Raw genomic sequence first — 25,610 nt, forward strand, 5'->3', positions numbered from 1 at the left:
AAGCAATGATTATTTACCAGTAACTACAGTACCAGTTGTGATCTTGTTACCAGCATCATCAGTGATGTTCGCACTAGCATTAACCTTAACTTCGATGGAGTTAACATCGTTAGCGTTGAGGTTTTGTTTACCAGTAGTTCCATCCAATTTGTCGAATGTTACATAGAACTTGCCAGCGTCAGATCCAGCACCAGGAGCGATGCTAGCAGGTTTAACGTTGGATTTGTCTGCGTTTTGGCTAACACCGTTAATCGAGAATTCGAAATCAGCAAGTTGAACTGTAGAAGCCTTAACATCTTCGCTGAATCCGATAACCAATACAGTGTTGTCACCACTAGAAACAGCAGCAGTTGTCAATGTAGGTTTAACGCGGTCTGTAAGTTCGGATTTCTTCTCAACAGCAATAATTCCGTTTCCAGCTTTATCCGCGATACCGAAGACTTGGAATGTATAGTCTTCTGTTTTGGTGATTGTGTTACCAGGGATGTAGACTCTTACAGTTGCTGTTTTAGGAGCAGCTGCATCATCACCTGTACCAATTGAAGTGATTACTGGGTAAGCACCAAGTGGCAATGCTTTGCTGTTCAAAGTATAGCTGTTAACATCAGTTAAAGTAGCTACATTCAAACCACTTGCATCGGAACCAGAATCTTTAACAACTACGTCGTAGTATACATCAGCAATTACAGTACCAGCCGCATCTTTGTCATGCGGAGTAATGCTAACTACTTCTGGTCTTGTTACATCACTAGTATTTGCAGCTTCAATAGCTAGAGCAACTGTTGTTGATGCAAATGGATTAGTTGAGAATGAATCATCTGTAACCAAACCTTGTGGTAGGCGTACAGTGTAGTCTGCACCAGACAAGGAAACAGCGTAAGTCAATGTTTTCTTATCAGCAGACAAGGATCCAGCTCTAACATTCAGTGTTGCAGCTTGTTGACCAGTCTTGTTGTTGATAACAAGAATTTGTCTGTTGTTAGTTCCAGCAGTATCAAGAATTACTTCTTCATTGAACTTAATTACCAAACCTTTGTTGGAATAAGTTGCAGAAGTTACACCAGGAGCACTAGTATCCTTAGTGAATGTAATTGCTTGAGTCGCAGCTGCACTCAAAGTGTTACCAAGAGTGTCACGTACGGATTGACCAAATACGATGGATCCTGTGAATGTGCCAGATGTAGGCAATGCACTCAATGGGGATCTCAATTTGATTGTGTCGCTATCGGAAGAAGTGCTCACATAGAACACACCTTTGCTTTCTCCGTTAGCATCAAGTAAACGAACATTACCTACTAGGGAATCTCTGTTTACCTTTTTGTCGAATTTAACTTCAACATAACGATCGCCGACTGGAGTCACGCTCTTAATTACAGGAGCTGCTACATCGGATACTACAGTAACACTAGTTTTGATTGGGTTAGGGTTCGCAACATTACCTGCGAAGTCAGAAACGTTAGTCAGAGATACATCATAAGTAGTACCGCTATTCAAGTTTCCAGTAGTCAAAACAAATGTGTCATAAGTATCTCTTTGAACAGTTGCAGCTGCACCGTTAACATAAGCGATAATACCTGCTGGTTTAACTGGTTCGCTAAATTTAACATATACTTTGTTAGTAGTTGCTTTAGCAACAGCATTTACAGTAGCTACTGTAGGAGCCACAGTATCAGCAACAGGTACAATGTTAGTGAAAGCTGGAACTACTTCACCACTTGTTGTTTTGATTTTATCGTTAACAACAACAGTGTATTGACCTTTCAAATACTCAAGTCCTGGGAAAGTGATAGTAGCTTCAGTGTTATCAGTGCTGAAAGATACTTCTGCGCCCGCTGCAGTTACAACTGGAGCACCACTAAGTGCAGTTACTTGAACTACATCTTTAATCAATTTTCCATCTTCAGCAACTGTATCTCCATCAACAGCACGGTTGAATTTAACAACCAATTGTTTAGAGTTTGGAGCAGTTACAGAAACAACTTTAGGAGCTTGTAAAGTTACTTTTGCAGTGAAATCTTTTTCTTGGTGTTTAAAGTTGATTGTAGTTTCAACACCTGCTACAAGAGCAGTAGTCAATTCTACAGTTGTAGTAGTTTTATCAGAGAAAGTAACAACTACTTTAGTTGGGCTTACTGCTTCAGCAGAAGCTACAGTCAATTGTGGAACTGTAAGCTTTTGATCAACAGCATAAGCTGTTTCAACTACCAAAGAACGGCTAGCGTTAGCTTTGAAGTTAGTGTCTTTAGCAACCAAACCTGCGTCGATTACTGCTTGAGCGTAACCTTTAGCCCATGCGGATGCAGAGTTATCAGTTGTAGTTGGTTGTTCCAGTTTCAAAGCACGGAACAATACAGCCGATACTTCTTCAACAGTCACTTTACCGTTGTAGTCAAAGATACCTTTAACAGTATCTTTACCTTGCATCAAGTTAGCTGCAGTAACAGCTTCGATGTAAGGAACTGCCCAGTTAGAAGCATTGTAACCTTTGTCTTTGTAAGACAATTTGTTAGTCACTTCTGAAAGATCAAACAATTTAGTAACGATCTTCGCGAATTCAGCGCGAGTAAGATCTTTTTCAAGGTGAGCTTGACCATCTGGGTATCCATTGAGAATACCTTTCGCTGCCAAAGCATCAAATTTTTGTTGCGGAGTTGTTGCTGCGTCACCAAACGCTACAGAGGCAAACATCGAGAATGCCATTGCTGTAGATAATGCTACGGATAAAATTTTCTTCATAACCTTTTTTTCTCCTCCTTGGACGTTCATAAACTGGGATTTTTCTTTAGTTGAGTAGCTCATATCACTCATTAGCCGATGCACCCCCTTTCCAGAGTTGAGCAAATTAAGTATAAATAATGTCTGTGACGGGTATCACAGAAACTGGTAAACGATTTTAGGACATGACAATACTAGATTCCTAATTATACCTAAGTATTATACAATGTGCCTCAAGTCACGTAAAGCTAATTTTTCCATTTGTTGAAATTGGCTTTACCAGCGGTTAATTTCAGCCCCTGTGTAAATGACTCTACACCTTAAACGCAGAAGATTTGAAAAAGTTGCGGTTTCTCAAAAAAAAATCTTCTTTTTATATTTTCCGGTGTGATCCCATTAGAAGATACATATGTATGATCTACTAACTATTGTTAATCATGGGTGCCTACGGAAAATAGTATATCATAGTCGCTTTCTAAACGTCATTATGCAATATTTACTAAGAATCATTAACACTTGTACTATTAATTTAAACATTCCTACAAAAAACAAAAAAAGCGCCGTTGCCGACGCTTGCTTCTATTACATTGTTTCTAACGAATCTTCATAGATAATTGGATCAATTCCTGACGTTTCTCAGGACTCGAGTTCACATTGTCATACATTGCATCAATAGCTGCGCGGTTCTCGCGGTAGCTCTTCTCATGCTTGATTGTAGTATGAGACCATTCGATCAGAGCGTTCTCAGCAACAACAAGCTCGTTGTATGAATCGTGGAATCCCGTTGCTTGTACAAGCTCTTCCATGACCTCCTGAGTAATCTCCTGTAATGCGCGTTTAGCTGCAATTTCCTTTTCCAACACTTTTGCTCTATTCTCAAACATATTCTTGGCTTTCATGTAATCCAGCTGTGCTTTTGATAAAATCGGTTTCATCGATGGCTTTCACCTTTCAGAAAATAATATTTTCTACATTATTGTATCGTAAATCGGTGCAGATTACAAAATTTATGTCGCTGGTAATTGTTATCTTTACATCAAAACTCCGACCTACGAATACTTTTCGCAGGCCGGAGCACTTTTTTTTATTCTTTAGTTAAAGTTCTTAGGGAAGATGCTTGTACTCTTCTGTAAGAGTGCCACAGTAATCTTACCGGCCTCTGCTCTAGTCAACTTACCCTTCGGGTTAAAGTTATAGACGGGCTTCTTTTGGCCTGTAACGGTCACAGCACTTCCTTCCATAATCTTAGCTTTAGATATAGCTTCAATTGCAGGACGTGAGTAGAAATCCATGTTGCTTGTATCAACAAATGATTTGCTTAAGCTTGCCAACAGTTTACTGTCATTCAACGACATCTTGAGTTTCAACGCCCTAGCTATCATTACTGCGGCTTGTTCACGTGTTAAGGCTTGATCAGGCCCAAAGAAGCCATCACTGAGGCCTGTAACAATACCTGCCCTAGCAGCTGTCTCAATGTGTTTGAAATCCCATGTGGCCGCGACGGCTTCTGGCACAATATCAAAGAAGGTTTGTTTATTAGCATCATAGTTCAAAGGAATACTTAATGATTTCACCAACAATGTAGCAAATTCACCACGAGTGGTCAAATCATCCGCCCCGAATGCATCTGCTCGAAGATTAGTCATAAATCCTTTGGAATACAATCCATTCATTATATTTCTGCCCCAAGGATGATTCGTAATATCAACAAAACCACGGCGCAGCTTCATAACAGTGTAATAACCAAATTCATCGAATGGAACGGTGATGGTATGTTTTTTCGTATCTACGACCCCGCCCAAGTTCTCCCACTTACCTGAATCTGTATATCGGAATACTGTAATAGTCGATCCCACTTCATCCACAATGCTGGAGTTGAAAGTAAGCGTCAATTCACCACGTTGGGAAGGTACGATTTTTCTTGTTTGACTATACTGCGTAAAGTATCCAGTCTTTCCACTGGCATCCACGAAATGCGGGGTAACCCCGTTGGTCTCAAGATTAACGCCATCATTTCCTAGACCACCACTAAGCCAATAGATATCCGATACTCTCGAAAAGTTATTAGTAGAAACGGTTGATGTAAAGCGTAGAGCAAGATCCTGTGGAATCACAAGCTGCCCGCCCCCGCCTTCGGTTCTGTCGTCACTACCCGTTACGTTGATAATGTTCCCGTAATCATTCTTACGTTCAACAACGCCATCAGCGGGATCCGCGATACCAAACAACAGTTTTGTATTAGGATAATATTTTGCAGCACCAGAGCTAGTATATCCCTTCATAATCGTACCTTTAGGGAAGTTCAATTCCAAGGTTTTATTAAAGACACTATACTTCGTAGCTACCTTCTCCGCCATATATTGTGTATCAATCTGCACTGCACTAGCATAATACACATTTATAGTATCGCTTATTGTGGAGTTAGCACGAACCACTTGTATCTTAATGGGATTCGATTTGTCTGCTTTTAAGCCCACATAATCATAGGTGAAGCGATCTTGATTTGGCAAATCCGTACGTTTAATTGCTTCTTCTTTGCCAATTATTACTTTAGTGGCACCTTCAGCCTCAATATCAAAACGAACAAAGTTTTTGTTAACAACAATTTGCTCACCTACCGTCGCTACAGGTGACAGAAGACGATATGGAGCAACTTCCCGCACTACTTCAAGACGTTGTGTAGTTCTTGCCCCTGTTTTGTTAATAAGCTCTAGGGTATAGACTTGACTTCCTGGGGCATCAAATTTAATGTCACGTAATCTTAAAATAAAGTTTTTAGCACTGCCAATGTAGTCATAATACAGACCATTTGCAGCCACTTCATCAGGATAACGTTTAGGACCAATAGGTCCATCGGATTCCGTACCGTCAATTAGCAGCTTATCCTGCCCCGTCGAAGTAAACACCAGAGTAGAGCCCTGATAAAGATTCAGCGTTGTAGCACCACTACCTTGTAGTACCAAGTCGAATTTATCTTTGTTTGTTGTATATTTTTCATCCTTATATACAATCTCAGCCGGCAATGCCAGCATGGCATTACGCTCGACTTCATTAGAAAGGGTTGTAGTTGTAAAAGGTAAACGATTATCCCCTAAAGTAGGATGGAATTGTTTTACCCCAGAAATGTTGGTATCAATGATGTAAATTTTAAGTTCTTTTTTGATAATACGTTGGTTACCAGCATTATCTCTTGAGACTCCAGTAAACACGATTTTATTCTCACCGTATACCAGTGGTCCCGTCTGACTGATTGTCACAGTGAAATTAAAAGTTGTTTTATTTACTGTTGAGTTTTTTTCTACTTCAAGCTTAAAAGGATTGCTAGATAATGAGTTACTGTCTGTACCGTTAATTTGCACTTGTGCATTTTCTATATTTTCGAACCCGATATATTCCCCAGCGACATTAAGTTTTCTTTCTACACTGGAATCGAATTCGTAGGTCTGACCATCTTGCAGATTACTTACATATATATAGTTTTTCGATACATATGAAATATCAGCATTATAGAAGGATTCTGATCCTTTATAACGGAATTGTACCTTTTGTTGACCATTAGAGAACCCTGATATTTTATAAATATATTCATTTGTTCCTGTGCCTGCAGTTACATAAACTATGGATAGTGGTTTATTACTCAATGGCAAATAGTTCGCAGTTATATCTTCTGGGGTTGTTGATCTATTTGTCTTCGCCATTATATAGAAACTATCCGTCTCTAACTGTTGGCCATTCAAAGGCAATTTAGAGATATTGGTAAGATCACCTGAGCCTGTATATCCAGGAAGGTAGTACATTTCTGTTATAACAGTCTCATTTTTCAAAAATTTATATGAATAAAGATGAGAACTGCTGTGGCTGCCATAATCTACAGACAATTTAAAGTCATTTACACCCGCCAAGATTTCTAAATCAGCTGCAGTCTTAAATTTAACCAATTTATACGTTGGCGTAACGCCATCAGGACCAGGAATTGTTAATTCTTCTGTCACAGCACTAATCGTTACAACTTTTTCGGAACTATTACCTTTATTAAGAGTTAGCACAGCATTTGTTGCAAACGGAGCCACGTTATATGGAACTAAGATCTGTCCAGTAAAACCTGCAACACTTGGAGTCAAATCAGCAGTCAACGTAGGCACATTATCATTTAAGATATTATAGTCCGCATTGTCGTGGTTGATGTTCAAAGAAGCGTACGGTTGATCCTTATCAAAGAAATATACGGATCTGTCTATTGTTATTGAATCCGAAGCATTTTGAATAACAATCTTAAGCGTACTTAATCCCGGACTCAAGTTCAGCGCGGGGGTGAAAAATGTTCCGTCTTCCAATAGGGAAGTTTGTAATGCAGTTCCTCCATTCACGGAGACACTGACTTTAGTGGCATTCGTTACTTTACCTTGAAGAGTAACTGTAGATACTGGTACGACAACTTGTGTTCCTTCATTTAAATTAAGCGCAGAAGGACCACCCAAAACTTTTAATTCTGTTACATAGGGAACTTTATCATAAAGAACATAAAATGATTCTGAACGTTGGAGATTCCCTTGCATACCAGAAAAGGTCACCTTATTAAACCCTGTATACAAAACAAGACCAGATGCTACAAAACGGTTATCCGGGCTATTGGTATCTGTTGTTACCGCTCCCGTAGTCAGGTGAGTAGCATCTGTTACCCATTTATTAGATTGACTATCTTTTGTAAGCTGCTCTACAGTAACCTTCATCGTGGAAGATGTTACCTGAGAGTAGGTTCCTGTAATTGAAAAGGTAGGGCTACTTACTTTGTAAACACTAGAACGGTCAATAAGTCCCTCAGGATTAGGATTAGCTGTTGTTGCTACAACATCCTGTTTCAACAGAACAGTATTACGTAATGTGAGATCATCCGGACTGAAGAAAGTCGTGGAGCTCGTGGTAGCCGCTGCCGCTATGGGCGTGTATTTACCTGGGAACATAGAAACGATCAAAGCCGCCAGCATCAGCCAAACGAACGGTCTCTTAAAGCGTTGCATGTGTTATATCTCTCCTTTGAGTATAAATTCTCGTAAACCTTCACTTTGTTCTTTATCGGTCATAGGAAGCGATATTTTTAGGGAAAACAACAAAAAACTCATCCGAAAAGGGATGAGTTTTGTTAGTTATAGAAAATATTAGAATAATACCATTAATAAATTAAGATTTGGAACCTCTTTCCGGATTAGCCTTCATACGAATTCTTAAAAAGAAATCAATCAGCGGACGTTTAGTCTTACCGATCAAACCTGTAACTTCCGCACCGATCTGCAAGAAGAAGAGCATGATGCAGATGACTACAAAGGTAACCCAGTTCGCCTCGTAAAGAGCGGCAGAGGATTGAATAACAGCTAAAACTCCGAAAAATGCAGCAATACCATAAATAATGAGCACAGTCTGACGATGACTAAAGCCTAGCTCGCGAAGGCAATGATGCAAGTGACCTTTATCTGGTGCAAAGATTGGTTTTTTCTGCAGCTTACGGCGCACGATCGCAAAGAACGTGTCCGACAACGGTACACCAATAATAAGCAAAGGTGTAATAAACGAAACCACGGCAATCTGTTTAAACCCTAGCAAAGCAAGTAAAGCTAAGCAGAAGCCTAAGAACAGCGATCCCGTATCCCCCATAAAAATCTTGGCGGGATGGAAGTTAAAGAACAAGAATCCGATTATGCTACCCAGAAGCAACAGGCATAACATGGCAACCATCGTGTTACCCATCAAGAAAGCCATTACCGCAATCGTAGCAATCGCAATCCCTGATACCCCAGCAGCAAGCCCGTCCAACCCGTCAATCAGGTTAACAGCATTGGTGACACCAACAATCCAGAAAATCGTAAGCGGGATAGCAATCCAGCTTTCCAATGAAGAATACGTATTGTTAAATGGAATATTCACAAAATCTACAGTAATACCAAAACCGAAAACTACAATACATGCTGCAACAATTTGGCCCAGCAGCTTCAACTTTGCTGATAATTCAAATCGGTCATCCAAACCTCCGATAAGTACAATCAGTCCGCCGCCACACAGCAGCGCTTTGATGAAGTTGGCCTCCCGCGGAGTGAACTCATATGGAATAATCGGCAATACGGCAAGCAGGCCTAACACAAACGCCAGAAAAATAGCTAATCCGCCAAGGCGGGGCATAATTTTCGTGTGCACTTTACGAGCATTCGGCACATCTGTCGCACCAATCTTAATGGCGAATTTCTTCACCAAAGGTGTGAGGCCAAGTGCGAGTCCCATGCATACGATAAATCCAGCGATGTATATGATTAACATTTGATCAGTCGACCCCCATTTCTCTACCGCATTGAATTATACGCTGTTACAAAAACAAATTCCAATCCCTTTTTTAGGCTATTCATCTGATTTTCTAGGTGAATATCGGCATTTGACTAGACTTTTGTTACTTTATCTTTCTCACGCACCACTTTTAATGCGAATTTCGGCAACGCAAGCATTCTTTTGTACCGCGTAGGCTCTTTTAATAAACGGTACAACCATTCAATTCTCATTTTTTGGAAAACTTTTGGTGCTCTCTTGCTCTTGCCAGAAATTACATCAAAGCTGCCGCCGACCCCCATCATGATCGGAACACCTAACTTGGATTTGTGTTTTGCAATCCATGGTTCCTGACTATCCGCGCCTCTGGCCACAAATAATAAGTCAGGATTGGTTTTAACAATTCCAGCAATAATCTCATCATCCGATTCCGGACCAAAATAACCGTCATGATATCCTGCAATAATAACACGCGGATATTGCAATTGTAACCTTTCAGCGGTTTCCTGAATCACCTCAGGTGTAGAACCAAGGAGATATACCTTCCATCCATATCTTTCACCCTGTTGCATCAATTCATGTAACAGGTCAAAACCAGCTACCCGTTCGGTTACAGGCTCCTTACAATAATTAGCAGCCCATACCACACCGGTTCCATCTGGGACAACTAATTCAGCTGACTTCATTATCTCCATATAAGCTGGATCTTCCAAAGCAGCCATAACCATAATCGGATTAGCTGTAATCACTTGATGCGGGATACGGGTATGAACCGCCTCTGTCAAATATGCAACAGTTGCTGCCATATCAACCTTGGAGACTCTAATCCCAAAAATAGGAACTGTAGGTACCGCGCTTTCTGCTTTCACTTTAGATCATCCTTTATGGTGGAAATATTCTACGATTTGCCGTGCTGGAGCCCCTGCTTCTTGAATCAACGAGGAGAGGATCGTCTCCCTCTCATTTCTCCATCCCTCTGCTGTTTCCAAAAGATGGCCTATCTCAGCAGCAACTTGTCCAGCATCTAATGATTGGGTCGTGCCCACAGGCTGACACCGAACTCTGTCTAGAAAATGATCAATTTTCGGATCATAAGAGATACCAATCAGCGGAACTCGCCGCCCTGCGGCATAAATCAGGCTATGAAGACGCATTCCGATCAGCACTTCACATTGTCCTACTTCCCGCAGCATGTGTTGCGGATGACTGGCATCTTCACAAATACTGACCTGCCCCCCATGCTGGCTTATATTTTCTTCCAGCTTCTCCATCACATAACGTGAGGCTTCAATATCAGATGGAAGATGAAACGGAAGGAATCTTAAATGCAATGGTTTTTCAAGATTCGCCTTAATCAAGCCTTGAGCAAGAGCGTCCAGCTCCTTGCGATCTTGTTCCCAATAACGTACCGAAATACCTACTACCGGAAGTGAATCTGAAGACTCTGGTAATTCAGCAGCATCAGTCTCTTCAGGTAAAGATAAGCCCATCACCGGGTCAGGAACAACCTCTATGTTCTTCTGTTCTAATCCCATAGAAAGTAAAAGCTCGCGGGATTGTTCATCCCGCACAGAGATATAAGTACATTTGCGAAACACTGATTTGATTAATGGGTGGAAAAGCTTACGATGCACAGGTCCGATACCTTGAGCATAAATAAAGGTCGGTTTACCCATCCACTGCGCAAGCTTAATAATACCTAAATAGTAAGGAATACTCTTGCTTCCTGTTACATCTTGCAGCAAGCTGCCTCCACCGCTAATCAGACCAGAACTCTCATAAATAGCTTGACGGACTTCAACCAGCTTCATCCGGTGCACAGATTTCACTCCATATGTGGCGCTAGTCCACTCAGGATCGATGGACAAGACAATGGGTTCTATCTCTATTCCTGCAGCTTGAGAATGTTGTTGCAGTGCAATCAATATAGATTGCAGTACCGCCTCATCCCCGCTGTTATGGAAACCGTAATAACCGGAAATAACTATCTTTTTAGGAGTGGCGACCATCGTTTCCAACACCCTTCTGCAATTTGCCATACGATTACGGCAATCACACCAATGATCAGTCCTAATCCAAGACCGAGCAAGCCACGAATGAGCGAGATCAGAACTGGCGAGTGAATATGAGCAAAGGTATCTACCATCGAGAGCTGACCGATTACAGCAATAATCATGATAAACGCTGCATTCCGATATCTAAAGGCCAAGAATGCGCCAAGAATTAATAACGGATGCGCTAGCAAGAACTCTTTATTACGCGGTCGAACACCAACCGTATTTTCCAAGAATGTACGTAAAACCATTTCCAGCGGACTCACACTGCCACCGTTACCTGTACGGGTCATGTAATAATAGCCAACAACCGCCAAAACAAAGGCAATGATAATCATCGCAAATGTGATTGGTGTCCGCAGCAGCTTACCTGTCTTGTTAAAGACAAAATCCCCACGATACAAAAGCACGTAAAGTGCCACAAGACCGATAGGCGCCATATGAAGCAGACTGACACCACGGAACTGGTTGAGAACCAGGCTATAAGTAACATTATTAAGCAGTGCTATCATAAACGGCACAGCGCTCAAAGAGATCAGTGAAGTCTTAAAATAAAGCACTAAGCTATGTGTAAACCGGCGTTGCGGGCTCATAGCCTTATAGGTAAGGGGATTGCTCCGTAGAGGTGGTCCCATTTCATTAACCTTACGAATGGCAAGCACAACGGCAAGCGTTGGTGCACTTATCGCAGCGGCAAGCGCGAGCGCTTGTTCAAACATTTCAGGCTTCACTAGCATCATGCCTGCACTTCCAATCAGACCTAACACCCAGGCAGCAAGCGTGAGCTGTGGAATGAAGTAAGAGACCAGCAGAGCCACTAAAGACACTGCTCCAACCACCGCAACTAGCTTAAAGTAACGTTGATAAGAGGAATCTACAACCTCAAATGCCGTAGCTTGTCCCAGTTTAAATCCATTGTCTTTAATCTGCTCAACTGCTCCGCCTGGTTCGCTTAGGCTGGTAATAAGGTTATCTAATGTATCTGTAACCTGTGCCTTAGCAGTATTTCTTGCAGGAATCGTGTTTAAGTAGATCATGCGGATATTCCGATCCTTTGTTGCCAGAGCGAAACGGTCCGAAATTACTTTTGGATCTAAGGCAGAATCTCCCTCACTAAGGGAATATAAACGTGTCACATTATAATCCAGCAAATAAGCGAGCCTGTTAAAGCCCTTTTGCTGTTTTTTAATATTCTCAATTGCTGCAATCCCCATTCCACGTTCCTTAAGGAGATTAGCAAAGTCAGTGATACTCCCAGTATCGGCATCATCATTAAACCCTTTAACAGACTCACCTTCAAATAGAATCCGTTTAACACCCAATTCCTCATAACGATCCAACAGCTTCTTTACCGTGGCTTCATTATAAGTCAGAGAATCCACAAGACGAGGTACAATACTGAATCCCTTGTTATGCAGCATGTCCAGTGTAAATGGATCGGGCTGCAGCGGCTTCAATGTAGCGTCTTCTAGCGGGGTCTCGATGATAAGACCCTGCTGTCCGCGGAAACTCCAGTCTCTTGAATTAATCCCAAGATTACTAAATGCTTCTTTAATTACAGGCGCTAAAGTATCGCTGTAATCAGCACTGGTAAAAAGAATATAGGTATAGTTTTCATTTTCAGGAATGATCGTGTCCGTAAGATTAGCTATATCAGCCGCACCCCATATCATTAGACGACGCGCCTTACGGTAATCTTCCAATGTGCTTTCGTAAATCGCCATGCTCTGTACACCAGCGTCTTTAAGGCGATCTAACTGTTCGGAAATATAATCTTGTGGATTTGCACGATAGCTGGCTACATCAACCAGATCACGATAATCAAATACAAATTCTACTGTCTTGGAAGACTTCTCCGTCTGCAGTCGATCATAGACCACAGGCAAGGCTGCTATAACGCCAACCACAACTATGATCCACAGCCACTTTCGGGAAGTAATATTCCAACGTTGCCATTTTTGCCGCACCAAAAGTACCTCCTCTTTCGCTTTAAAAACTCTTTTAACAAAAGTAGAAACGGATCGTCATCCTTTTAGAGACGGTACCCGTTTCTACGTAAAATATAATTCACAATATAGAAAGCACTCTATATTTATTATTGTCCCCCGTCAACGCGAGCCATAACCTGTTTCGACAGTGCAGCAACCTTATCCTTAGCATTCTGCAGGGAGTCACCCACTACTGCAAAATAAACTTTAATCTTAGGCTCTGTGCCGGAAGGGCGCAGGCAGAACCAAGATCCGTCAGCCAGCAAATACTTCAGTACATTTTCCTTCGGCAGTCCATTTAAGCCCAGGGAATAATCCTGAATTTCTGTTACGGCAGATCCAGCAATTTCTTGTGGTGCATTAGAACGCCAATCATTCATGATTCCTTGAATTTGCGCAACGCCATCTTTGCCTTTCAGCGTACGGGACTCCAAGCTTTCCAAGAAGTATCCGAACTGCTCGTACAATTCCTGAAGAACATCATATAATGTTTTGCCTTGAGCTTTATAATAAGCACCTGCTTCAGCGATAAGCATAGCAGCAAGAACAGCATCCTTATCGCGAGCATAATTGCCTGCAAGATAACCATAGCTTTCTTCATATCCGAAAAGATAAGTGTATTCTCCGGATTGTTCGAACTGGGTCATCTTTTCTCCAATATATTTGAAGCCAGTCAGCGTATTAAATACAGTTGCACCATAATGAGAAGCTACAGCAGCCCCCATTTCGCTAGTAACGATAGTCTTTACAACCGCACCATTGCTAGGCAGCTTTCCTTGTTCCTGCAAACGACTCAAATAGTAATGAATCATCAGTGCTCCGGATTGATTGCCGGACAGAACAACAAATTTACCTTCATTGTCGCGAACTACCGCACCCATACGGTCTGCATCAGGATCTGTACCAATCAAAAGGTCAGCATTCAACTCTTCGCCCAGCTTCATAGCTAGCGTAAAAGCTTCACGTTCCTCCGGGTTCGGAGATTTCACTGTAGAGAATTCAGAATCCGGCTGCTCTTGCTCAGGTACAACATGCACCTGGGTGAAGCCGATTTTCTCAAGTACACGGCGGACTGGCAAATTACCTGTACCATGCAGCGGAGTGTATACGATTTTAAAATCTTTCCCAAGCGTAGAGGCAATCTCTTCACTTGCAAGACTGACTGCAGCAACAGTATCGGTAAACGCTTCGTCATCCTTCTCTCCTAGCCAGTGCAACAGCCCTTGAGCTTCAGCTTCTTCTTGCGAAATCCGCTTTACACCATCAAAAGTGTCAACCTCTAGTATGTAAGAAATGACCTTTTCGGCTTCGTGTGGTACAAGCTGTCCGCCTTCCGAATTATAGACCTTATAACCATTGTATTCAGGAGGGTTATGGCTCGCGGTGATTACAATACCACCCGTTGCTTTCAAATAACGCACGCTGAATGATAGCTGTGGTGTTGATCGAAGGGAGGTAAACAAATGCGCCTCGATGCCATTAGCAGCCAGTACAAGAGCAGCCTCAAGTGTGAATTCAGGCGAGAAGCGACGAGAGTCATGCGCGATAACAACCGAAGGTCTGCCTTCTCCAGTATGCTTTTCTAGAATATAATTAGCGAAGCCTTGTGTAGCTCTGCCAACAGTATAACGATTGATACGATTGCTGCCCGCACCAATAACCCCACGCAAGCCGCCTGTACCAAACTCTAAGTCTCTGTAAAAACGCTCTTCAAGCTCCTGTGGCTCATTCTCCAGAGCGCGAAGCTCTGCCTTTGTAGCCTCGTCAACAGAAGGGTCCTGCAACCAGCGGGATAATGTGTCTGCCGCTTTCGCACTTAATTGAGTCATATGAATCTCTCCTTTAGATATATTTATAGAAAAATAAAATATTTAGCTCAGAGCAAACATAATTTCTCCAGAGGCTACAACCTTACCTTCAACGGAAGCAGTAGCTTGTCCTTTTCCGATACTGCCCTTAAGGCGGGTGATCTCTACTTCAAGAGTAAGTGTATCGCCCGGTACCACTTGACCACGGAAACGGAATCCGTCCAGCCCAGCTAAAAAACCGATTCGGCCGCGATTAGCTTCTACACCCAGGATAGCAACCGCACCCACTTGTGCAAGGGCTTCTGTAATCAGTACACCCGGCATTACCGGATAGCCCGGAAAGTGACCTACAAAGAACGGTTCATTGATCGTTACATTTTTGATTCCTACAGCTTTTTTGCCCATTTCAATCTCGATAATTTTGTCCACCAGCAGAAATGGAGGCCGATGGGGGATGATTTCTTGAATTTGGTTGATATCCAGCATTATGACAAAACTCCTTTCGGATGTTGCACATTTTCTTTTATTCTTTGCCGAAATGCATAAAATTAGGCAGGTTCGGTAAAAACTATATTTATCCTTCACCAACTGCAGAAGTGGAGGTTGAGATAAGGGGCTTTCTCCACCGGATGCGGCAGCATGGCGGAGAGGGCCCTTTTTGCTGCCCGAGGCCCCCCACCATTATACATTTTTCAGCATAAAAAAGAAAACTCCCTTATATAACAAGGGAGTGGTTAAATCATCTTCATTTATGGAGCAAAAACCAAATCATATACATGTCTCCACGTGCTCCACTGCAGAGCATCGCTTAACTCTTTCTTACCCAGGACAACGTAACCGACGGCCAGGCCGCCTCCAAGTGCAGCTACGAGAAGCAAGGGAATAAGAACCCATTGTATCATGGTCCATTTGGAGATCCCTCGTGGAGAGGGTTCTTTCTTCTCTTCCGATTTAACTTTTTCCTGTCGATCCATTCCTTCACCTCTACGCGCGCATGTTATTGGCTAGACCAAACATCTGATCACTGGACGAAAGTGCCCGAGCTACGAGTTGATACGTGCGTTGAATCTGCATCATTTCTGTCATTTCTGAGGTCATATCGACATTCGACTGCTCCAGCCATCCTGAGCGCACTCCAATTCCAGATGCCTCGCCTGCCGCTCTTTGTACAAAAGCCTGCTGTGCTGTAACCCCATCTGCAAGCATATAGAAATTCCCGTCGACAGCCTTTAAGGCATTCTGTGTCTTAGGTTCTACTATCATTATAGTACCCGCTACCTGAACAGGTCCATTCTCTGTCTTTTTTGTTAACACACGACCAGATTCATCGATAGCAGCATTCACACCTACAGGAACCGTTAGAGGTTTGCCCTCTGTATTTAAAACGGAGTTTCCTGTGTTATCAACCAATACCATCTTTTTGGCATCAGTCGTGTCAGGAATAAAGTGAAAATCACCCTGACGAGTGTACGCCGTAGTACCATTGACCTGAACACCAAAAAGCCCGTTGCCCTGAATGGCTAAGTCGGTCGGACTCCCTGTTTCTTTAAGGGGTCCCTCTTCCCAATTCGTTGAGATCGAAGGCACATAAGTCCCAAAACCCATATTAAAACCTAGAGGTGTAGAACGGCCCGGTTGGTCATAATCATCTGATTGCTGTTGTACACGAGTCAGCACGTCCTCAAAAGAGCCCTGCTTGCTCTTATAACCATTGGTATCCATGTTGGCTAGATTATCCGCTATAATATCAAGCCGCTGCTGAAGGCTCGACATGGAGACTGCTGCACTAATCGTTGAGTTGTTCATAGATCAAACCTCCTATAAGCTCTACCTGTAAAGCTCATTCCTAAGCACTGCCTATACCCTGCCAACTTCACTTACAGCCTTCTGCAAGCTGCCATCATAATATTGAACAATCTTCTGGTTCGCTTCATAAGCCCGATAGGCGGCATTCAAATCCACAGTAACCTGAGTAGGATCTACATTGGAGCTTTCCAGGTAACCTTGGCGTACTTGCATGTTATCTGTTCCGTTAGAGAAACGAATATCTGCCGCCTCTACATCATCAGCGTGAAATACACCATTACCGTCACGTACAAGCTCCTGTGGCTTTGTTACTACACTCACACCAAGCTTGGTCCCTGTCGGAAGTCCTGTTACTGGATTAAGCAAATTACCCTGCCCGTCCACTTTAAGGGTGTCCTGATTTCCTGTCAAGACAAGGGGCTTGCCTGTGGAATCAAGAACCTTGAAGCCACCACTGCTCAGTACCTCTCCTGTAGCCGCGTTTATTGAGAAGCTCCCATTTCGCGTATACAGATTATTCCCTTCAGCATCCTGTACAGTAAAGAAGGCCTGTGGACGATAAACAACCTCACCCTCAGGGCTTACATATTTGCCTGAACCATCAAAGGAGATATTTTGACCTGTCACAGGATCAGCTACTTGCAAATCCGTAGATAAAGCAAAATCCATGGTCTTGCCGCTCTCCCTTAAATCACCCTGTAAATATTGGGATATCGATTGTTCTGCAAAAACCCCAGTGTTAAGGCGCCCCACTGGCTTTGTATTGCCATTACTCATAGCAGAGATCAGTACATCCGGAAAAGCATGATTGACACTGTCAACCTGCTTGTACCCCGTTGTATTCAAGTTAGCGATGTTCTGTGTTGCCGTATCATGTCTACGCTGCTGTGTAACCATACCTGCAGCGGCTGTATATAATCCTCTTATCATGAAGGTAGTCCCCTTCCGAATCTTTTGCTACCTTTTATATCGGCTGCTTAGAACTTTTTCTTAACGACCTTGTCCAAATTATCTAGCATTATTCCGGTTCCCTTAACTACACAATGCATCGGGTCTTCCGCTATCCACACCGGAACATGTAATTCTTCTGAGAGGAGCTCGTCCAATCCATTAAGTAAAGCGCCACCACCAGTTAGAACAACACCCCGGTCAATAATATCTGCTGATAGCTCAGGCGGTGTACGTTCCAGAACGGACTTAGCAGCTGCCACAATAGAAGAAACCGGATCCCATAGTGCTTCTTTTACCTCGCCTGAAGTAATAGTGAGCGTCTGAGGGAGTCCACTTACCATATCACGACCACGAATATCCATTTCAGCCTGCATCAGGCCTGGACGCACGGTGCCAATTGTAACCTTAATATCCTCTGCCGTACGTTCACCGATTAACAGCTTATACTTTTGTTTAATATATCTTAAAATGGCCTCATCGAACTTGTCTCCTGCGACTTTAATCGAAGAAGCGGTAACGACGTCGCCCATAGAAAGTACGGCTACATCCGTCGTTCCGCCACCGATATCGACGACCATGTTCCCACTAGGCTGATAAATATCCATTCCCGCTCCGATTGCAGCGGCTTTTGGCTCTTCCTCCATAAAAACTTCCTTAGCCCCGCTCCGCTCTGCCGCTTCCCGTATGGACTTCTGTTCCACAGATGTAATATTTGTAGGGGCGCAAATCAGAATACGGGGCCGTGCGTACCAGGACCGGCCGCCAACGCGGTCGATAAAATACTTGAGCATCATTTCTGTGATTTCAAAATCTGCAATGACACCATCCCGGAGAGGACGGATTGTTATAATATTTCCAGGTGTACGTCCAACCATGCGACGTGCCTGTTCTCCCACCGCAAGGACTCTCTTCGTATCACTTTCAAGTGTGACCACGGAAGGTTCATCCAGAACGACTCCCCTTCCCTTAACATGTATGAGCACATTGGCCGTGCCGAGGTCGATTCCGATATCCTTGCTAAACATAATGAAAGAGCCCCCAAAGTGTTATTTTAATTGAAAAAACAGCAGTTAGTACTAAATTTAAAAATACCATACTTTAGGGGAAGTACACAATGTATTAAAGCTGAATATTTCCTTAAATTTCCGAAAATCTCATGGCTTTGATGCTACAGCAACCTCACGTTTTTTCCCCGTCGATTTTTTATATTTGATTTTTGTGGCTTCTCCCCCCCGAAGATGTCGGATGGACTTGTGATATTCGAGAATGTGCTTCACCTGATCGGCCAGATCAGGGTTGATCTCTGGCAGACGCTCAGTTAAATCTTTATGCACCGTGCTCTTTGAAACGCCAAATTCCTTGGCTATGGTCCGGACCGTATGCCTGGTTTCCACGATGCAGCGTCCGATTTTGATCGTACGTTCCTTGATGTAATCGTGCACGCTCCCGCCTCCCAACTGTGGATAGTTTGGTACATTATATGAGGGGCGGGCTTATATATTCGCGCTTTCAAGACATGACAAGCTATGGAGGGCTCATTTTATTTAATGGACAACCTAATAACCCGTGTTATTAGCATGATGAAAAGCCGTCGTTCTCCCTTTAGGTCAACAACCGTTTCCCGCGTAAACAAAAGGCTCATCACAAACACAACCTTAAAAATCCTTATATACACAAAAAAATAGGGGGCTTTCGCCCCCTGCTATAGAAATTTTTATCGCTGTGGCAGTAAATCCGATGGATTGACTACTTTGCCATCTTCGTACACTTCAAAGTGTACATGATTTCCAAGGTCCTTTTCGATCTCACTGCGACCAGCTGTGGCAAGAGTATCTCCTTGCTTCACTACATCGCCTTGTTTAACTTTTGTTTCACCAAGACTTTGGTATACAGTCTTCAAATTACCTTGATGGGTAATTTCAATCACTTTACCTAATACCGCAACATCTTCCACTCTGGTCACTTCACCGCTGAGCGCTGCTTTAACATCGAACGTATTGTTGTCTTCACGGGCAATATCGATTCCGACATTAGGAATAAATTTGTCGTTATATTGCACCATAGCGGCAACGTGATTGTCCTCTGTACCATTCTCATCATAATACGGCTTAACTACTTCTACTTCACCTGGATTAGCTACTGGCCAAGCCATACTTTCCGTTGAAGCAACAACTTCAAGTGCATCTGGACCTCCGGTTGTTGTACCAGCTTCGTTAGCGGAAGTTCCTACTTGCTGCGAAGTGGCGGCGGTGTCCTGGTTGAGCGGCTTCTGGCCGGCATCCTGATAGACCCACACCAAGGTTAGTATAATTGCCGCTGCCGCCGTGTAGACTGCTGGGAATACCCAACGTTTAGATACCAGTCTGTTCCATGAAGAAGGTTTTGCACCAGGTAAATCTCCCTGAGTTTTTTTGAGAGATTCATCTTGGTTTGTTTTGTTTTTGTCTTGTTCATTCATATGGTTATCACCTCAGTAACCAGTGTTACCGGGGTTTTCTCTTTTATACGTATCTTTCAAGTTATTTTTTCAGAAGAGTTGAGATTTGTGTAAATGAGATACCACTATAATAGTGTTTGAGAATTTGGGTAGCAGTTCCACCCTCTTTAGCCATCCCATTTGCCCCCCACTGGCTCATCCCTACTCCATGCCCATTTCCGAAGGTCGTGATTAAGATCTTATTCCCCTTACGAATCCAACTGAATTGGCTGGATCGTAGGCCCAGCTTCTCTCTCACTTCACGTCCAGTAAATATAGAGCCTCCAATTGAGATTTCTTTAATCCGATGTCCAGTGGTAAGAGACAACACTTCCATAGGTAATCTCGAAGATGATGAAATCTTCGTTGTAGTTCCTGAATTGGTAGTTTCTTTGGAGGCTGGAATGACTTTATCGTTTAGACCCAATCTAGTAAGTATTTCAGCAACAGTAAAGGTGTTAGTCACTGCATAGTTTGGGGTAATCTCTTTCTCCCAAGGACTCGTCACGCTGCGCAGATAGGGAATCGCTGCATTCCAATACTCTTCTGAGTTCTCAGTATATCCTCCACTGGAGGCGAAAAAGGAGGCCGTTATCGGCTGCCCTTTATAAGTCATGATCACTCCGCGCGTCTCAAGGACCGCGCGCTGCAGCTTTGCAAGGTCGGCGCTTCTTCCGCCGAGCTTCCATTGCCGTTCCAGCGTGTCCTTAGATATGTAAGCCTGATGGCTTACCGTATCGGTTACATCCGCCTCCGGAACGGGTACGCCGCTTCTGTCGCCAGCCACCAGGCGGCGCATGATAAAGGTGCGGGCAGCTACGGCCTGCGCTTTGAGCGCTTCAAGCTCAAAGTCGGCCGGCATCTCGGCCGCAAGCACGCCGCGGACGTAGTCCTCCAGCGGCAATGTCTCTATTTGTCCGCTGTGCGACAAATAGACAGAGACGTTCGGCTGCGGCGCTTCCTGCGCAGCCGTCTCCGGCGCCGCCGGAGGGGCCGTGACCGTCGGCACGGCCACAGGCGCCGGTTGTCCCCGGTGTAGCGGGACAACCGCCAGCGGAATCAGCAGCGCCGCCAGGAAAGGCGCTGCGAGCCAGGCAACGGGGATGAGTCGCCTGCGCCGGGGAGCAAGGGGACGCGAGTGCCAGCGCGTTGTCTTGTTTCTTCGCAAGTAGCGGAAATCTTTCATCTCTATGGCTCCTTCCGTGAATCACTGGTGATTCTTATAGATATGAATTTGCAGCAACTGCTAGAACACAATTTGAGAGAAAGAGAGTTCCTGTCCTCAATCTATTACTAGACCACAGGCTATTAAATTGCATACAAAAAAATCCCCATCAAATGAGGATTCCATAAAAAAAGACCAAGCTGCAAACTGCAGCCTGGTCTCTCCTAATGATTGATATTATACCCAAGTTGGTTGAACCTGAAAGCGTGGTTTAACCTCTTCGTTTTTAGTCGATTCACTCTTGGATACTTCCGGTTTAAGAACTTCATCCTTCACGGTTTGCGCTGAAGTATCTTCCATGGAGATGCGCCAAATTTCCGCACCCAATCCGGACAGTTTCTCAGCCAAATGAACATACCCGCGGTCAATATGATGAGTTCCGCTTACTTCAGTAGTGCCCTCAGCAACCAGACCTGCCAAAATAAGCGCAGCTCCCGCACGCAGATCCGTAGCACAAACCTTAGCTCCGACCAATTGTGCATTACCTGTAACGATCGCCGAGCGACCTTCGATTTTAATCTCAGCGTTCATGTTGTGGAATTCATCCACATGCATAAACCGGTTCTCAAATACAGTTTCTGTAACGACACTAGTACCTTCAGAACGCAGCAATAATGCCATCATTTGCGACTGCATATCCGTAGGAAAACCTGGATACGGCAAAGTCTTCAAATCAACAGCTTTGAGAGGCTTGTCACTGATTACACGAATACCGTTCTCGTCGGGAATAATGGTTACACCCATTTCTTCCATCTTAGCAATAACAGGACCTAAGTGATCAGCAATTGCGCCTTCCACATATACATCGCCACCGGTAATTGCTGCAGCCGCCATGTACGTACCTGCTTCGATACGGTCAGGGATTACATGATGTTTGACCCCATGCAGACGTTCTACCCCTTCAATACGGATAACGCCTGTTCCCGCACCGCGTACGATTGCGCCCATACCATTCAAGTAATTGGCCAGGTCGACAATCTCAGGCTCCTTAGCCGCATTCTCGATAACGGTCACGCCTTCGGCTAATGTAGCTGCCATCATTATATTTTCGGTCGCACCTACGCTTGCTACATCCAAATACACTTTGGCACCGCGCAGGCGTCCGTTGCTTTTCGCTTCAATGTAGCCCTGGCCGAGACTAATCTCCGCACCCAGTGCTTCAAACCCTTTCAAATGCTGATCAATCGGTCGTGTACCAATGGCACAGCCGCCTGGCAGGGAAATTCTTGTCTGACCAAGTCTAGATAACAGTGGGCCCATGACTAAAAAAGACGCCCGCATTTTTCGAACCCATTCATAAGGTGCTTCACAGGATGTGATATTTGTAGCATCCACCTGGATAATATCGTTCTGATATGTAACCCCTGCACCCAGAGATTCCAGCATTTTTGATATCGTCATCACATCATCAAGCGGAGGTGCGTCTACAATGACGCTTACTCCTTCTTCTGCCAATAGAGAGGCGGCTATGATCGGTAATACGGAATTTTTTGCGCCGCTAACTTTCACGCTCCCGGTCAATCTGTTGCCACCGCGGACGATAAATTTGCTCATTTTCGGTTTCCCTCCGCGTCCATTATTTCTTAAATTATTTTTTTAGATTAAAGTAATTGCAAAAAAGTTCTCTACTCCATCAATACGCCCATTTACTCGGGCATGTTCCTTAAAGTTCAGTGTTGACATAATAAAACCTTATTATTCGACACCTTTTGACCACTGCGACCTAAGACACTTATAACCAAACTACATCCCCTTAAAACATATATCGGATCATCCCACTCCAGCTCAGGTAATCCAGGAAGAACCCCGCTACAAAACGACCAAGTACAATGGCCAACAGCAAGTGCAGCAGCCTTCCCTGAGGACTCTTGGGATATCTTATGACCAAATCGAGCTTAAGGTTCTGCAATGCCCACCAAGATAATACAACACTGAGCAAAGATACAATCATTGAGACCATACTGCTGGTTCCAACTGCGCTAGACAACCCACCCGACAATATATCCTCCATGCTAACCCTCCGTGTTCGTATTACTCGGAAATCGACTCTTATATCATACTTGTGAAGGGCAAAAGAATCCAGTACTTTTACAAATTTTTAAACAATTCAACGCCATTATCCAAAATAATGAAGAAATTTTAACCTTTTTTCAATAGATTACTATAATAAAAAGCAGTCAAACCCTAAGGCTTGACTGCTTTTATCCTACTGTTGTCCTTTTCCAGTGGACACTTTAATCCGTGTAACAGCGCGTTGCAGCGCCAATTCCGCACGGCGGTGATCGATATCATCTTGTTTGCTCCGAGTCTGGAGACGGCGTTGAGCCCGTTCTCTAGCCGCTTCGGCGCGCTCAACATCGATATCTGTTGGCAGCTCGGCACTTTCAGCCAGCACGGTTACTTTGTCCTTATGCACTTCTACGAACCCGCCATGAACAGCGATGGAGATCGTAACACCGTCCGATTTGACGGATAACGGAGCAACCTGAAGTGGAGTCACAAGCGGAATGTGTCCCGGCAAAATACCCAACTCGCCTTCGACCCCTCTTACAATCAAGCTATTCACTTGCTTGGAGTAAACGAGATGCTCCGGCGTGACAATTTCCAACAAAAAGGTATTCACTTCCATTCCTCCTTAAAGCTTTACATTGTAAAGCTCGCTTCGAAAGCATGCACTAAGCTTTACGAAGTAAAGCTTGCATCGAAAGCATTAGCTAAGCTCAGGTTACATCGATTTCGCTTTTTCTACTGCTTCTTCAATCGTACCTACAAATAGGAAAGCTGCTTCTGGAAGATCATCATGCTTACCATCCAGGATTTCCTTAAAGCTGCGTACAGTTTCTTTGATTGGTACATATTTACCCTTAAAGCCAGTGAACTGTTCAGCCACGTGGAATGGCTGCGACAGGAAGCGTTCAACTTTACGAGCACGAGCTACGATAACCTTATCATCCTCACTCAATTCATCCATACCCAAGATGGCAATGATGTCTTGAAGCTCGGTATAACGTTGCAGCAATTGTTTAACACCTTGTGCCACGTTGTAATGTTCTTCACCAACAATTTCTGGAGCGAGCAAACGCGAGCTGGAAGCCAGTGGGTCAACCGCTGGGAAAATCCCCTTCTCGGAAATTTTACGCTCAAGGTTAGTTGTTGCATCCAAGTGAGCAAACGCTGTAGCCGGAGCAGGGTCAGTGTAGTCATCCGCCGGTACGTAGATTGCTTGAATCGATGTAACTGAACCTTTTTTAGTCGATGTGATACGCTCTTGCAGCTGGCCCATTTCAGTAGCCAGAGTCGGCTGATAACCAACCGCAGATGGCATACGGCCGAGAAGAGCGGACACTTCGGAACCCGCTTGGGTAAAGCGGAATATATTATCGATAAAGAGCAGCGTATCGCGGCCTTCCACATCACGGAAATATTCCGCCATGGTCAAACCGGTCAAAGCTACACGAAGACGTGCACCTGGAGGCTCGTTCATTTGTCCGAAGACCATTGCTGTCTTCTTAATAACGCCGGAATCCGTCATTTCGTGATAAAGGTCATTACCTTCACGAGTACGTTCACCGACACCTGCAAATACGGAAATACCACCGTGCTCTTGGGCAATGTTATTAATCAATTCTTGGATTGTTACTGTTTTACCTACGCCGGCACCGCCGAAGAGGCCGACTTTACCACCCTTAGCATAAGGTGCGAGCAAGTCGATAACTTTAATACCTGTTTCCAAGATTTCCGCTTGTGTTGACAATTCGTCAAATGTTGGTGCGAGACGGTGAATCGGGTTCTTTTTCTCAGCAAGAACTTCACCAGCGTTATCAATTGGATTACCAAGTACGTTAAATACACGGCCTAATGTCGCTTCCCCTACAGGAACCGAAATTGGACCTCCTTGATCGATTGCATCCAGTCCACGAACCAGACCATCAGTAGAAGACATCGCGATACAACGTACCAGATTGTCTCCCAAGTGATTGGAAACCTCAAGTGTTAGGTTAAGCTGACGACCATTGTCCAAGACGGTTTCAATTTTGATAGCGTTGAAAATCTCGGGCAACTGGCCGCGTTCAAATTCAATATCGACAACCGGACCCATAATGCTTACAACGCGTCCTTTGTTCATCTTCTTTTCCCTCCTCGAAAGCTGTTACATCAAGAAGAAACGACGTTGTCGTCATATAAAGATGACAACCGTTTCTCGTAGAAATATAAGCATTTTGTATAGTGTAAAACCTATACTATCTTATATTTTAAGAAGAACCTACAGTGCCGTTC

General features: G+C 43.8%; 20 protein-coding genes. All 20 read right to left on the reverse strand.

Features of this window, described 5'->3' with window-relative positions; all coding sequences use genetic code 11:
- Nucleotides 1-9 precede the first annotated feature (9 nt).
- The 20 genes from MHH89_RS20135 to atpD all read right to left on the reverse strand — a co-directional run bounded on the left by MHH89_RS20135 (nt 10) and on the right by atpD (nt 25,458).
- A complete protein-coding gene (locus MHH89_RS20135; protein WP_076201897.1) occupies nt 10-2,808 on the reverse strand; it encodes an Ig-like domain-containing protein in 2,799 nt (932 codons plus the stop codon).
- Between the two features lie 500 nt (nt 2,809-3,308).
- Nucleotides 3,309-3,650 (reverse strand): hypothetical protein, encoded by a 342-nt coding sequence (locus tag MHH89_RS20140; protein WP_076201899.1) that lies wholly within the window; start codon nt 3,648-3,650, stop codon nt 3,309-3,311.
- A gap of 156 nt (nt 3,651-3,806) precedes the next feature.
- Nucleotides 3,807-7,733 carry an S-layer homology domain-containing protein gene (locus MHH89_RS20145; protein ID WP_076279126.1) on the reverse strand — a complete coding sequence of 1,309 codons (3,927 nt, stop codon included), beginning with the start codon at nt 7,731-7,733 and terminating at the stop codon, nt 3,807-3,809.
- A 160-nt stretch (nt 7,734-7,893) separates the two neighbouring features.
- Complete coding sequence (locus tag MHH89_RS20150) at nt 7,894-9,021, reverse strand: glycosyltransferase family 4 protein (protein WP_036681523.1); 1,128 nt, start codon at nt 9,019-9,021, stop codon at nt 7,894-7,896.
- Nucleotides 9,022-9,137: 116 nt separating this feature from the next.
- Nucleotides 9,138-9,893 carry a WecB/TagA/CpsF family glycosyltransferase gene (locus MHH89_RS20155; RefSeq protein WP_036681526.1) on the reverse strand — a complete coding sequence of 252 codons (756 nt, stop codon included), beginning with the start codon at nt 9,891-9,893 and terminating at the stop codon, nt 9,138-9,140.
- Nucleotides 9,894-9,899: 6 nt separating this feature from the next.
- Nucleotides 9,900-11,033, reverse strand: coding sequence for a polysaccharide pyruvyl transferase CsaB (gene csaB, locus MHH89_RS20160; RefSeq protein WP_341087980.1), 1,134 nt, complete (start codon nt 11,031-11,033; stop codon nt 9,900-9,902).
- Nucleotides 11,009-13,045 (reverse strand): DUF5693 family protein, encoded by a 2,037-nt coding sequence (locus MHH89_RS20165; RefSeq protein WP_341087982.1) that lies wholly within the window; start codon nt 13,043-13,045, stop codon nt 11,009-11,011. Before MHH89_RS20165 ends, csaB begins: the two co-directional genes overlap by 25 nt.
- Before the next feature lie 128 nt (nt 13,046-13,173).
- On the reverse strand, nt 13,174-14,895 hold the full coding sequence (locus MHH89_RS20170; RefSeq protein WP_076123920.1) for a phospho-sugar mutase: 1,722 nt from the start codon (nt 14,893-14,895) through the stop codon (nt 13,174-13,176).
- Between the two features lie 42 nt (nt 14,896-14,937).
- Nucleotides 14,938-15,360 carry a 3-hydroxyacyl-ACP dehydratase FabZ gene (fabZ, locus tag MHH89_RS20175; RefSeq protein WP_036681536.1) on the reverse strand — a complete coding sequence of 141 codons (423 nt, stop codon included), beginning with the start codon at nt 15,358-15,360 and terminating at the stop codon, nt 14,938-14,940.
- A 263-nt stretch (nt 15,361-15,623) separates the two neighbouring features.
- Nucleotides 15,624-15,848, reverse strand: a complete 225-nt coding sequence (locus MHH89_RS20180; RefSeq protein WP_036681538.1) for a DNA-directed RNA polymerase subunit beta — start codon at nt 15,846-15,848, stop codon at nt 15,624-15,626.
- 10 nt (nt 15,849-15,858) lie between these two features.
- On the reverse strand, nt 15,859-16,680 hold the full coding sequence (locus MHH89_RS20185; protein WP_076099680.1) for a flagellar hook-basal body protein: 822 nt from the start codon (nt 16,678-16,680) through the stop codon (nt 15,859-15,861).
- Between the two features lie 51 nt (nt 16,681-16,731).
- Nucleotides 16,732-17,610, reverse strand: a complete 879-nt coding sequence (locus tag MHH89_RS20190; protein WP_038573634.1) for a flagellar hook-basal body protein — start codon at nt 17,608-17,610, stop codon at nt 16,732-16,734.
- Between the two features lie 47 nt (nt 17,611-17,657).
- Nucleotides 17,658-18,656 (reverse strand): rod shape-determining protein, encoded by a 999-nt coding sequence (locus MHH89_RS20195; protein ID WP_036681546.1) that lies wholly within the window; start codon nt 18,654-18,656, stop codon nt 17,658-17,660.
- Nucleotides 18,657-18,785: 129 nt separating this feature from the next.
- Nucleotides 18,786-19,073 (reverse strand): sporulation transcriptional regulator SpoIIID, encoded by a 288-nt coding sequence (gene spoIIID, locus MHH89_RS20200; protein ID WP_036681548.1) that lies wholly within the window; start codon nt 19,071-19,073, stop codon nt 18,786-18,788.
- A gap of 272 nt (nt 19,074-19,345) precedes the next feature.
- A complete protein-coding gene (locus MHH89_RS20205; protein ID WP_312151113.1) occupies nt 19,346-20,089 on the reverse strand; it encodes a M23 family metallopeptidase in 744 nt (247 codons plus the stop codon).
- A gap of 61 nt (nt 20,090-20,150) precedes the next feature.
- The gene (gene spoIID, locus MHH89_RS20210) at nt 20,151-21,293 is read right to left on the reverse strand and encodes a stage II sporulation protein D (RefSeq protein WP_341087984.1); all 1,143 of its coding nucleotides are present in this window, start codon (nt 21,291-21,293) and stop codon (nt 20,151-20,153) included.
- Between the two features lie 216 nt (nt 21,294-21,509).
- Nucleotides 21,510-22,886, reverse strand: coding sequence for a UDP-N-acetylglucosamine 1-carboxyvinyltransferase (gene murA / locus MHH89_RS20215; RefSeq protein ID WP_076123926.1), 1,377 nt, complete (start codon nt 22,884-22,886; stop codon nt 21,510-21,512).
- Nucleotides 22,887-23,085: 199 nt separating this feature from the next.
- Complete coding sequence (locus MHH89_RS20220; protein ID WP_036681556.1) at nt 23,086-23,343, reverse strand: DUF1146 family protein; 258 nt, start codon at nt 23,341-23,343, stop codon at nt 23,086-23,088.
- Between the two features lie 195 nt (nt 23,344-23,538).
- Nucleotides 23,539-23,955, reverse strand: coding sequence for a F0F1 ATP synthase subunit epsilon (locus MHH89_RS20225; protein WP_036681559.1), 417 nt, complete (start codon nt 23,953-23,955; stop codon nt 23,539-23,541).
- A gap of 102 nt (nt 23,956-24,057) precedes the next feature.
- Nucleotides 24,058-25,458: a F0F1 ATP synthase subunit beta gene (atpD, locus tag MHH89_RS20230; protein ID WP_036681562.1), complete on the reverse strand. Its 1,401-nt coding sequence runs from the start codon at nt 25,456-25,458 to the stop codon at nt 24,058-24,060.
- Nucleotides 25,459-25,610 lie beyond the last annotated feature (152 nt).

The organism is Paenibacillus sp. FSL H7-0323 (assembly GCF_038002725.1).
Classification (GTDB): Bacteria; Bacillota; Bacilli; order Paenibacillales; family Paenibacillaceae; genus Paenibacillus_AQ; species Paenibacillus_AQ odorifer.